This is a genomic window from Leucothrix pacifica, from assembly GCF_003172875.1.
Taxonomy (GTDB): domain Bacteria; phylum Pseudomonadota; class Gammaproteobacteria; order Thiotrichales; family Thiotrichaceae; genus Leucothrix; species Leucothrix pacifica.
Window position 1 is genome coordinate 1 of sequence record NZ_QGKM01000080.1, and the last position, 11,027, is coordinate 11,027.

Annotated in this window: 12 protein-coding genes; 6 read left to right on the forward strand and 6 right to left on the reverse strand. The window is 44.8% G+C overall.

The features are described from left to right. A partial coding sequence (locus tag DKW60_RS23820; RefSeq protein ID WP_181389815.1) for a hypothetical protein occupies window positions 1-210 on the forward strand: 210 nt, incomplete at its 5' end. A 118-nt stretch (window positions 211-328) separates the two neighbouring features. On the opposite strand, the gene DKW60_RS20235 is transcribed toward DKW60_RS23820, so the two are convergent. Both DKW60_RS20235 and DKW60_RS20240 read right to left on the reverse strand, forming a co-directional pair. Beyond that, the gene (locus DKW60_RS20235) at window positions 329-916 is read right to left on the reverse strand and encodes a carboxymuconolactone decarboxylase family protein (protein WP_109839484.1); all 588 of its coding nucleotides are present in this window, start codon (window positions 914-916) and stop codon (window positions 329-331) included. A gap of 92 nt (window positions 917-1,008) precedes the next feature. Continuing rightward, on the reverse strand, window positions 1,009-2,175 hold the full coding sequence (locus DKW60_RS20240; RefSeq protein WP_109839485.1) for an acetylornithine transaminase: 1,167 nt from the start codon (window positions 2,173-2,175) through the stop codon (window positions 1,009-1,011). 586 nt (window positions 2,176-2,761) lie between these two features. Between DKW60_RS20240 and ggt the strand changes: the two genes are divergently transcribed. The 3 genes from ggt (at window position 2,762) to DKW60_RS20260 (ending at window position 7,219) form a co-directional block, all read left to right on the forward strand. After that, window positions 2,762-4,504: a gamma-glutamyltransferase gene (ggt, locus tag DKW60_RS20250; protein ID WP_109839487.1), complete on the forward strand. Its 1,743-nt coding sequence runs from the start codon at window positions 2,762-2,764 to the stop codon at window positions 4,502-4,504. 396 nt (window positions 4,505-4,900) lie between these two features. Then, window positions 4,901-5,959, forward strand: a complete 1,059-nt coding sequence (locus DKW60_RS20255; RefSeq protein WP_109839488.1) for a Gfo/Idh/MocA family protein — start codon at window positions 4,901-4,903, stop codon at window positions 5,957-5,959. Between the two features lie 12 nt (window positions 5,960-5,971). Then, the gene (locus tag DKW60_RS20260) at window positions 5,972-7,219 is read left to right on the forward strand and encodes a threonine/serine exporter family protein (RefSeq protein ID WP_109839489.1); all 1,248 of its coding nucleotides are present in this window, start codon (window positions 5,972-5,974) and stop codon (window positions 7,217-7,219) included. Between the two features lie 321 nt (window positions 7,220-7,540). On the opposite strand, the gene DKW60_RS20265 is transcribed toward DKW60_RS20260, so the two are convergent. Beyond that, the gene (locus DKW60_RS20265) at window positions 7,541-7,837 is read right to left on the reverse strand and encodes a type II toxin-antitoxin system RelE/ParE family toxin (protein ID WP_181389816.1); all 297 of its coding nucleotides are present in this window, start codon (window positions 7,835-7,837) and stop codon (window positions 7,541-7,543) included. Further along, a complete protein-coding gene (locus tag DKW60_RS20270) occupies window positions 7,837-8,097 on the reverse strand; it encodes a type II toxin-antitoxin system ParD family antitoxin (RefSeq protein WP_109839491.1) in 261 nt (86 codons plus the stop codon). Before DKW60_RS20270 ends, DKW60_RS20265 begins: the two co-directional genes overlap by 1 nt. Window positions 8,098-8,321: 224 nt before the next feature. On the opposite strand from DKW60_RS20270, the gene DKW60_RS20275 reads away from it, so the two are divergent. Further along, on the forward strand, window positions 8,322-8,900 hold the full coding sequence (locus tag DKW60_RS20275; RefSeq protein WP_109839492.1) for a Uma2 family endonuclease: 579 nt from the start codon (window positions 8,322-8,324) through the stop codon (window positions 8,898-8,900). An 88-nt stretch (window positions 8,901-8,988) separates the two neighbouring features. Here the strand turns inward: DKW60_RS20275 and DKW60_RS20280 are convergent, their stop codons facing one another. Then, window positions 8,989-9,336, reverse strand: a complete 348-nt coding sequence (locus tag DKW60_RS20280; protein ID WP_109839493.1) for a DUF3024 domain-containing protein — start codon at window positions 9,334-9,336, stop codon at window positions 8,989-8,991. Between the two features lie 751 nt (window positions 9,337-10,087). Beyond that, window positions 10,088-10,654: a deoxynucleoside kinase gene (locus tag DKW60_RS20285; RefSeq protein ID WP_109839494.1), complete on the reverse strand. Its 567-nt coding sequence runs from the start codon at window positions 10,652-10,654 to the stop codon at window positions 10,088-10,090. A 175-nt stretch (window positions 10,655-10,829) separates the two neighbouring features. Here DKW60_RS20285 and tnpA point away from each other — a divergent pair. Further along, the coding region (gene tnpA, locus DKW60_RS20290; RefSeq protein ID WP_425451370.1) for an IS66 family insertion sequence element accessory protein TnpA at window positions 10,830-11,027 on the forward strand (198 nt) is incomplete at its 3' end.

An 11,027-nucleotide genomic window follows, 5' to 3' on the forward strand; every position in this document is an offset into this window, starting at 1 on the left:
ACTCTTGACCATAGCTCTAAAGGCAAAGCTAGCCCAGCTGCTATCCGCGCTGTTTATTCAGTAATTCTTGCAGAGTTGGAAAAAGATGGCGTTGAAAAGCTTGTCCTGCCAGGTCTTGGTAGATTTACTGTCAAAAAAGTAGAAAAAGATGGTGTAGTAAATAAGCGTATTCTCTTTAAAGCTGGAAAGCCAAAACAAGCTAAAAAATAAAGCGCGAAAAATGATTTGGCAGGGAGGTACACTCTCTGCCGGATCAACGCTGTTAGCCATACCCAGATTATTTTTCAAATAACAGCCAAACGTTGGTGGCATTAGAAAAAATCTATGATCACTTTCCAAACAGCCCTTCCAACTTCCCCGCCACCCGATTCTTTGAAGCTGCCGCTTTCATAAAAATAACCACTGATTCCAGCTCACCAATCGCCTCACGGATCGGAATACACTGCTCTCTCAAAATACGATTAACCTCAGCGCCACAAAACTCCATCAAAAAGTCATCATCACGAGCAATGCCAATAGCCAAACCAATCAAATAAGCCGCAGCATCATCTCCACTTTCATGTGCGATACGCTTGGCAAATCGCTTCCAGGCATTCACCCAATGCGTCTTTTCTAACTCACTCACAGCCAGCGTATCAATCCGCAAAAACAACACGATGGCATTCACATTCCGGGTCAAAGTATCTTTACTGTCTTTATTGATTCGGTGCAGCGATTTAGTATGACTATCAATACAATGCTGACATTGGTAGTACTGCGCCAAGCCCAGTGCAACGTATTCTTTCTGTGCCAGTGTCAGAAAAGTATCCCACCTCTCTTCACCATCTGTACCGCTGAAAACCATCATGTGCATCAGATTCATCAGGTCAGAAACGTGCTGTGGGAAAATTTTATCCTGAAATATTTTAAGGCTCATTGTGTGATTCCGGTTTTATTAAGATTAGCTGAAATTGTAACGAATCATGGGATGCATAAAATGAGCTATATCAATAAATACTTATATACCTACTAGAGTGATGAAAGTACCTCTGACATGATCTCAATCGCCTGATCAATTTCAGCATAACTAATATTCAGCGCGGGCATAAAACGAAGCGCGTGTTGCTGTGGGGCATTGATTAGTAACTTCTTTTGCAAACACTCCGCAGCAATTTTGGCTGACTCTAACTCTCCGGTATCAATCGCCAGTAACAAGCCTTTACCACGCACATTGCCTAAGCCGAATTGCTCAGATAACGCCATGAGTTGTTGTGTGAGATATTCACTACGCTTATTCACACCTACTAAAAAGTCAGGCCTGGTTACCTCATTTAATACGGCCAGTGAAACTGCCGTCATCAGCGGGTTACCGTTATAAGTCCCACCTTGCTCACCCGCCTCAAATACGCAGCAGGAGGCTTTAGCCAATAAAGCAGAAATCGGCACACCACCGCCCAAGCCTTTACCCAGTGTCATTATATCGGGTTCAATGCCGTAAGATTCATAAGCAAACAGACTGCCTGTACGAGCAATACCTGTTTGTACCTCATCAACCACAAGCAATAAATCATGCTCATCGGCCAGTGCCCGCAGACCGTTGATAAACTCTGGATCTGCCGGAATCACACCTGCTTCGCCTTGAATAGGTTCCAGCATGATGGCTACGGTCTCAGCATCAATCGCCTCAGCAACTGCACCCAGATCATTGTATGGAACTTTAGTAAATCCGGGTGTCTTTGGCTCGAACATAGGCGCAAATGCTGCCTTACCGCTGGCTGCCATGGTGGTTAATGTACGACCGTGAAACGCCCCGTCAAAGGTAATACATTTATACGCACCATCTTTATGAACCTTGCCCCATTTACGCGCCAACTTAATCGCACCTTCATTGGCTTCCGAGCCGGTATTGGCAAAAAACACCTGATCAAATACCGAATGCTCAATTAACTTATTCGCGCATTCCACCATAGGGCCGTTGTAAAATGCAGGACTTGCATTAATCAGCCGCCCCGCTTGCTGGGTCAGTGCATTGGTAACTATCGGAGAACAGTGTCCCAAAGTATTCACTGCCCAACCTTGCACACAATCCAGATATTTCTCTCCTTGGGAGTCATACAGCCAACTCCCTTCTCCCTGTTCAAAGATAATCTCAGGCCGAGGTGTAATCGGCATAATCGCATCAAATTGCTTATTCATAGCTCTTTCTCAAGTGATAAATTCAGTAGGTTTTAAAATGGCAGGCATAAAAAAAGCCACAGCGGATTGGCTGTGGCTTTATGGATTTCTATCGCCCTTGATCGGGCTAAACACAAGTTATCAGGTTCGAATGTCCATCGGAGCACAGCCGCGCGAACGGCGTCGTCGTAGTCTTAATCGTGCTTCAGTTGATGATGAAATTTGTGTTTGCATGGACTGAGTATGCCGCGATTTTGTAATTGCAGCAAATGATAACTTTCAAATGATAAGCTTAAATAGCAGACACTAGCCAGCCTACAATCGATAACGCTCCAAGCGCTTGCCAAAATCATAAGTGACCGTCACCACTGCAATCTCATTCGTACCAAACGCTTTAGCCAAACTCTCTATCTCTTCCTGAGTCTCAGCTGGATGAACTGAGCTTTAATCCAAAACAGTCAATTTAATCTCTGATGAAAACGCAATAAACCTGATATACATTCGCGCCATCCAGTTATTGATTTATACAAAGCAGCACTGCAGAATGACAGGGTAAGCCTAGGCGCTACAAGCGCATATATCGAGTAAAAATAACAGGAGGTTACACATGAAACGAGCCATTACGCTTCTCGCAACAGCAATTAGCTGCGCCCTCATTAGCAGTGCGGTAGTTGCAAAAGAAACCCGCTATCCCGAGTTCGGCAACGGGCGCATCGAGCAAAACTTAGTGAAAGCCAGCGAATACATGGTGTCATCTGCCAACCCTTACGCCAGCGAAGCCGGTATGCGCATTATCGAAAAAGGCGGTAGCGCGATAGATGCAGCGATTGCTGTGCAAATGGTATTGAACTTAGTCGAGCCCGAGTCTAGTGGTATCGGTGGTGGTGCATTCTCACTGTATTGGGATAATGAAAAGAAAACACTCTCAAGCTACGACGGACGTGAAAAAGCACCCATGTTGGCTGATGGCAAACTGTTTCAGGAAAACGGCAAGAATATGAGCTGGTGGGAAGCACTGGCCGGTGGTCGTGCTGTCGGTGTTCCGGGCGTAGTGGCGATGATGGAGAAAGTCCACAAACAACACGGTAAATTACCTTGGGCTGAGCTGTTTGAAGATGCCATCAAACTATCTGAAGAAGGCTTTGAAGTATCACCCAAACTGGCCGCGTCAATTGCCAATCGCACCAACCCAGCCTTAGGCCGCTATGAAGCAACATGGAACTACTTCTTCCCTGACGGCAAACCGCTAAAAGCTGGTGTCATGAAGAAAAACCCTGAATTCGCGATGACATTACGTCGTATCGCCCTACTCGGCGCTAAAGGCTTCTACAAAGGTCAGATCGCCATGGATATTGTCGCAGCAGCGCGTTTTACCGCGGCGGATAATCCGGGCCTGCTAACAATCGATGACATGATCAACTACGAAGCCATTGAGCGTCCGCCCGTGTGCGCGCCTTATAAGCAATTCAAAGTCTGCGGAATGGGACCTCCCACATCGGGAGGTATGACCGTCATACAGATTTTGAAGTTACTGGAAGATAAAGACCTCGCTCAATACGAACCACTGTCTGTCGAAGCCGCTCACCTGTTTGCGCAGGCCGGTAAATTAGCCTATGCCGACCGTGGCAAATACATGGCTGATGCGGACTTTGTGAATGTGCCAGTGGAAGGGCTGATTGATGGTGAATACCTGAAGGAACGTGCCAAACTTATCGGCGATAAAGACATGGGTAAAGCCACCGCAGGAACACCGCCAAATGCGGATACCAACTGGATTGAATCCAAGTCACCAGAGCAACCAAGTACTACACACTTTAGTATTGTGGACAAGCAAGGCAATGGTTTCTCAATGACCTCCAGTATCGAAATGGCATTTGGTTCAACCGTGATGGTGCGTGGATTCCTGTTGAATAATCAGCTGACCGACTTCTCATTTAGTGAAGAAAAAGACGGTGAGAAGATTGCCAACCGTGTACAACCGGGCAAGCGCCCACGTAGCTCTATGTCGCCATTTATGGTGTTTGATAAAGACGATAATCTGGTGATGGCGGTTGGCTCTCCGGGTGGTAGTCGTATTATCAACTATGTTGCCAAAACCATGCTGGGTGTCATGGAGTGGAATATGGATATTCAGGAAGCCATCAGCATGCCGCACTATGTAAGCCGAAATGGCGAAACGGATCTTGAGAAAGGCACTAAAGCCGCTGAGCTAAAAGAAGGTCTGGAAGCATTGGGTCATAAGGTTAGTGTGCGTGATCTGAACTCAGGTTTGCATGGCATTACCATTAGCAAAGATGGTCTTGAAGGTGGTGCAGATCCGCGCCGAGTGGGTCGAGCAATGGGTAAATAAACACCTCTTGATAAACGCAAATGCCTCAGACCATGTTTGAGCGATTGCTAAATAAGACGGCCAGTTTTTGAAAAAGAGCTGGCCGTTTACTTATTTCCTTTAGAGTCGATATAGACCCATACTTGAACCACTGCGCCAACAATTCCTATAACGACAGCTAGCGTGCTGATCATCTCAGCATGAGGTTCCCCCCAGACCAACATCGAAATCCCCCAGCCAATAACAGCACCAAGAATAACCCCAAAAAACCAGGCCCCAAGCATGTAACAAAATGTCGATAAAAAACATTCCTGACTCCAAAACATTGCTTTGCTAAACCACAACTTATCCCATTTTTAGTAGATAATCAGCTACGATACTAAAATCACTATTCACACTTAATTAGGGAGAAATCACATGACATCAGCGAACAAACCACTCAATACCGTATTAATCGGCATTGGTATGGTTGGCGACACACACGTCAATGCTATCGCCGGCATTAAAGGCCAGGTTTGTTTGAAAGGTGTCTACGCGCGTGGGCAAGAAGCTGCCAGAGAGTTCGCCGGCAAAGCTTCCTCAATTACTGGTGACCCTTGCGAGGTTTACCCTTCTATCCAAGCGATTGTTGATGACAAGGAGTTGGACTTCGTCATCCTTGCCACACCCGCCAATGTGCGAATGGAGCTAATCGATATATTTACCGCGGCTAATTTACCCATCTTGCTGGAAAAACCCATTGAGCGGACCAGTGAAGCTGCACTTGAAATCGTAGAACTGTGTGAAGCGAGAAATATTCCGCTCGGTATCGTCTTCCAACATCGCGTAAGAACAGCGTCAGTCAAGTTGAAGGAAATGATTGATTCCGGTGAATTAGGCACGCTCGCGATGGCTAATGTGGAAGCGCCCTTATGGCGTTCGCAGGAATACTATGATGAGCCGGGGCGAGGTACTTATGAACGTGACGGTGGCGGTGTTTTAATGACCCAAGCCATTCACACACTGGATCTTATGCTCAGCCTAACAGGCGACGTCACTGACGTACAAGCCATGTCCCGAACCACCGCCATTCACCAAATGGAAGCGGAAGACTTTGTCACTGCAGGCATAACATTTGCCAATGGTGCGGTTGGCTCTCTACTCGCCACGACCGCTAACTATCCGGGCGGCAACGAGTGCATTACACTGCATTTTGAAAAAGCAGTTGCCAAATTAGATCGTGGCGAATTGGATATATTCTGGCGTGACGGCCGCACAGAAAGCTATGGCGAAAACAGTGAAATCAAAGATGCTGGTGATCCAATGGCTTTCAAGTCCAGCTGGCATGGCTCCGTGATTGCCGACTTTGCCGATGCCATCACCCAACAACGACCACCGATGGCAACAGGTCGGGCAACCATGAAAGTTCATCGCTTAATTGACGCATTAGTGGCATCATCCGACCAGAAAAAAACGATCACACTTTCTGCAGGATAAGCACGCGCACGCATGAACAAACCACGTATTGCCCTTTCTGATATTGACGATATCAAGCGCACCCGTCGTTTCATTATTCGCCTTGGAAAAACCATGCACGAGTATGGAACAACGTCCTATCGTCTGGAAAACCTACTCACAGAAACCACGCACTTGCTGGGTTTAAACGGGACGTTTCTGATCACCCCAACCACTATGAATTTTGTGTTCTGGGAAGATGGCTCGGAGGATGAAACGACCCATATTGCGCGTGTGAAACCGGGTGGAACCGACTTAAACAGACTCTCATTGACCCATGCACTGACCGAGCAAGTGCTGAATGGTGAAGTCAGTCTGGATGAAGGTATTGAAACGTTACAAGCAATTCGTCATTCACCGGATTTGTATTCCAAAAAGCTCGAATTCGTTGCATGGGGCGTTGCCTCAGCGTCTTTTGCAGCGCTGTGCGGAACAGGCTATATCGACACAGCTGCAGCTATGGTGGCAGGCTTTTTGGTGTACTTGTTGGTCTATGCATCCACAAAATTTCAGCGCATCGAAGAGATGCTGGAACCAATGGCAGCCTTGTTGGTGGGCTTTCTGGCCAGTGGTGCAGCCGCGATGGGTTTACAAGTCAATGCAGCCATTGTCATTTTGGGTGGCGTGATCACCTTTATCCCCGGACTGTCGCTGACATTGGGCTTGCGTGAATTAGCCGCACGGGATTTGGTCTCCGGAACTGCGAGAATAATGGATGCCATAATGATTCTGTTCAAACTGTACTTTGGTGCAGCATTTGGACTGGCTCTCGGCACACTGTTATGGAATATCACACCGCATGTTGCCGTGCCCTCCATGCCGGTTTGGGTGCATTACTTAGCGGCACTTAGCCTGTCTACCAGCTTGTTAATTATCTTTAAAATTCGCGGAACTGATGCCTTCTGGGGATTACTCGCCGGAATCATTGCCTATCTCGCTGCCGAACTGGGGCGTCATTTATTTGGCGCAGAACTGGGAGCGCTATTGGGCGCGATGGTGGTTGGTGTTTACGCCAACGCTTATGCACGCATCCGCAATACACCGTCGCATATTGTATTGTTACCGGGAATTGTTCTATTGGTGCCGGGCAGTAAAGCGTATATGGGACTTAGTAGCTTGGTAAGCGGTCAGGAGATTTTGACGAACTCAGCTAATGGCGGGCAAATATTTCTAACCTTTATGGCTCTGATTGCCGGATTGATGTTTTCTAATGTGATATTACCGCCGCAGCATCGTTTGTAGCGGCATAAGCATCGCATATTAATGCAGCGGGGCATGTCCTAAATGACTGATCAAAAAACACACTAAAAAGTCATTTTTAACTAGAAAATGAAATATGTGTATTGCTAAGAGTGGGACTAAATAGAGAGAACTTACTAAGCGCTGCTGCCAGAATGTAAAGTGAGCAGGCATTAAAAAACCAAAGGGAAGTAAACAACAAAGTGGCTTTCGTTGTAAACCTCACCTTTGGTTGAGGAGGAGGAAATCATCTTACGGGTTATATATTAGCGACCTTGCTGCACCGCAACAACCTAGAAAATCTAAATTATTAGTTTAATAAAACTAAACCCACCAATTCAAGCTATCAACATCCCTCGAAGCAGAAAGCACTCTAACAAGCTCTAAGGTTTCTGACTTGATACGATAGTAAAGAATATAATTGCCAACGGGGAAACTCCTGATATCACTACCCAAGCTTGGACGGATGACTCCCATTTTGGGCGTTTCAGCAATCAAGTGCGCGGCCTCATGCAGTTGATCTAGTAATCGATCCGCATTAACTGGTTGATCTTCTGCTACATAAAGCCATATGTCGATTAAGTCAGCTTCAGCTTGTGGTGCCTTTATCAGCGTCAACACTATGCTTGGCTCGCCTTAATTGCTCTTGCTTTAGCTTTTATGTCATTCATATCTAGTGGAGAACCTTCCCCTCTGTCTAATGAATCTATACCTTCTTGTAGGTCTCGACGTAAAGCAACAAGCTTCATTTCCTTTACTTCTTCACGCTCGACGAGCAAGCGCAAGGCCTCACGCATGACCTCACTAACAGAGTTGTACAAGCCTGCTTCAACTTTTTGTTTGACGAAATTTTCTAGTTGCGGGGTAAGTGATACATTCATTTTTAAACCTTTTGTCTGTAGTTACACTAGAATAAGTATATCAAGCTTTAGCAATGATTGTTATTTTTAGTGAATAATGTTTGAAGTACAAACGAAACCTTCTGCTGGTCAAATGAAGCATATGCTTTTAGACCCGTAAGTCCATAACCCGACAATTGCAATCCTAATCAAAGCTCAGAGAAAGCTATGCTAATATTAGTACTCAAAAAGCAGAGATAACTGAAATGGCTCACGCGATTCAACATCAAATCACTAGTATTGACGATTACCTGAACGAAGAACGATTAGGCGATACACGCCACGAGTACATGAATGGCTATGTGTATGCCATGAGTGGCGCGAGTGAGCTCCATAACGCCGTTGCTGCCGAGCTATTCACATCGATTTACGCGCAGTTACCCGATGAATGTCGTGCTTTTATGGCAGATATGAAGGTCAAAGTTGAAGTCGGTGATAACACTTTTTTCTATTATCCGGATATTGTCGTTGCCTGCGGCCCTAATGACGGAAATCAATACTTCAGAACTAATCCCCGCTTGCTAGTAGAAGTGCTTTCACCATCGACGCGCCGTACAGATCTTGGGGAAAAACTACTCAACTACAGTCAAATTCCCAGTTTGCTGGAATACGTTATTGTGCATCAGGATAATCCGCATGTTCACATCTATCGAAGTGGTAATGGATGGCAAGCGGAACACTTTTTCTCCGGTGATACCTTCCGGCTGGAATCTGTCGGGTTGGAAATGACGGTGGATAAGATTTACCGGAAAGTCAGGAGTGAGGTTGGATTGGATGTTGGTTGATGGCTATTTGTAGCAACGCCTAAAGCAACGTGGCGCGAGTGTCCGGCGACCGAAGGGAACGAACTGACTTTTCTTGTTATCTGCCGGACTATCCGAAGAAACATGCATTTTCGTCCTCACTTACAACTGACAGAAAGTCTTCAAAGTGTTTTACCGTTGGCACCGGAGAGTAGCTATGCCACTTTAAATCCTGGCGCTGCCAATAAACTTTCCAGAGCTTCTCTTTTTTTACATATGTTGCTTTTGCAAATGGAATTTCCATTATTTCTTCTGGATTTCTCCACTGAGGTCTCACCTCGAACAACTCAACGCTTTGGTTCTCAATTCGATACCCTAGATCTAATTGATTTCGCATATGAACGGGCGGCCTACGTTCTTCGAGAAACTTCTCGATCTCCCTCTCGCATCTCTTTACTTCAAACTCACTTATTGCCATAGTCTATATACGCTCCCTGTTGTTTTAACAAGCTTTAGTTCCTTACGAATATCATCCCTAAGAGAATTAAAAGCACTCATAAAGTTCTCAATTTTTTAGCTTTTCTTTGTTCTTTAATTTGTCTCCAAACTGAGAGTTGATGTGAAATTAATGCAATAATGACCGCAAAAATAATAGGCACTGTTATTTCCCAATAATTTGGGAGACTCTATAAATTTGAAGAAAGATTCAATCATAAATTACCTATTACGCCGCACTCAGTTGCCCCCAACTTAGAACGGCTTGTGTGCGAAAATGAGCGATAGCGAATGCACAAAAGACGGGCTGTGTTGATGGTCAACCTCAGTGCGTTTTTATACATTTGCAAACTCGGACTGAAAGGCATCTCCTAGCACACGTATGTGACTTAGGTAGCTTAAAGCTATATCTTTTGTGACTCGTATAGGCGAGCCGGATTTACCTAACCCTCCTCTATGAACAATATCATGTCGTATTGCCGTAACTTTGCAGGCATCAGAAATGTTAATTTGAATATGTCTATTTAGGATAGCTGAAACTATTTTTTTCGTTTTTGGAATATTATGAAATAATTGACCCATCAAATAGTTATCAACTTCGTCCTTTATAGTAAGTAAGTAAGTACCTAAACTAAAGTTTTGCGGTATTTTCAGCAGCAAGACGTAGTCAGGTAGCGATTGTCACGCAAAAAATTTTTAGTTGGGTACTTACTCTTTTCACTGCAAAACTCTTTTTACTGCGCCTTTCTAAGGCTGTCAATCTTTGAAGAAATGATATCTAAATTACTCTCTAAATCGGCTTTATCGACATTATTTATCTTCTCTATTTCACCAAAAAAATCGTCAGCTTCAGAGTAGTAAAAGTCATATAAACCACTAATATTAAGCGCATTATCAATTTCATTGTTTCTCAATCTAAGTCTTTCTTTTATCTCCTCAAGAGGAACATGTAAAAGATAAGTAATTGTGGGCTTTTGTATTCCCATGTCGTGAAGATCCTGTCTCATTTTCTTGCCATCTAAATTTTCTAGGTGTGTTATGTAGGTTGAGTACAAAAATCTATCCAAAATATAAACTTTGTCTTCGCGAAAAGACTTTGATAGATAATAGTTAGATACTGCAAAGTACATAAATCTCGTATACGCAGGAGCGTCCCAAAAATCTGCTATAACTTCGCTAAACGGATTAATAGGAGACTTGATAAACTCCACATCTGTATCGTTAGTATATTTTTCTTTAAGTGCTGATAATAATGTACTTTTTCCAGCACCATCAATTCCTTCTATTGCAATTACGTTCATTTTCTCATTCCTTTTTAAATTGTTAACCGCCAAAGGCAAACACCAGTTGACGTACTTCTACGCTGGAAATTAAGGCTCCAAAGCGTTCTTTATACGTAAGCGTCAAACCAACCACCCGCTAGCCCGCAGCAATAACAGCACTTAGGCTCTACGCTTCATTATTTGGAGCACACTCATGGCACGACGCACACAAGCCCAATGGCAATCCCTGATTCAGCAATTTGAGCAAAGCGGTCTGTCTCAGGTCGCCTTTTGTCAGCAACATGAACTCAACCCAACCTACTTCAGCTTGCGCCGATCAAAGCTGCGAGCAATGAAGACTAAGACTATGCCCGCCTCCCGCTTTGTTGAGGCATCACCCATGACGCCAGAT

Bases quoted from the DNA above. Each gene is read 5' to 3' on its own strand.
- DKW60_RS20235 (WP_109839484.1), bottom strand. From the start codon at position 916: ATGAGCCTTAAAATATTTCAGGATAAAATTTTCCCACAGCACGTTTCT.
- DKW60_RS20240 (WP_109839485.1), bottom strand. From the start codon at position 2,175: ATGAATAAGCAATTTGATGCGATTATGCCGATTACACCTCGGCCTGAG.
- ggt (WP_109839487.1), top strand. From the start codon at position 2,762: ATGAAACGAGCCATTACGCTTCTCGCAACAGCAATTAGCTGCGCCCTC.
- DKW60_RS20255 (WP_109839488.1), top strand. From the start codon at position 4,901: ATGACATCAGCGAACAAACCACTCAATACCGTATTAATCGGCATTGGT.
- DKW60_RS20260 (WP_109839489.1), top strand. From the start codon at position 5,972: ATGAACAAACCACGTATTGCCCTTTCTGATATTGACGATATCAAGCGC.
- DKW60_RS20270 (WP_109839491.1), bottom strand. From the start codon at position 8,097: ATGAATGTATCACTTACCCCGCAACTAGAAAATTTCGTCAAACAAAAA.
- DKW60_RS20275 (WP_109839492.1), top strand. From the start codon at position 8,322: ATGGCTCACGCGATTCAACATCAAATCACTAGTATTGACGATTACCTG.
- DKW60_RS20280 (WP_109839493.1), bottom strand. From the start codon at position 9,336: ATGGCAATAAGTGAGTTTGAAGTAAAGAGATGCGAGAGGGAGATCGAG.
- DKW60_RS20285 (WP_109839494.1), bottom strand. From the start codon at position 10,654: ATGAACGTAATTGCAATAGAAGGAATTGATGGTGCTGGAAAAAGTACA.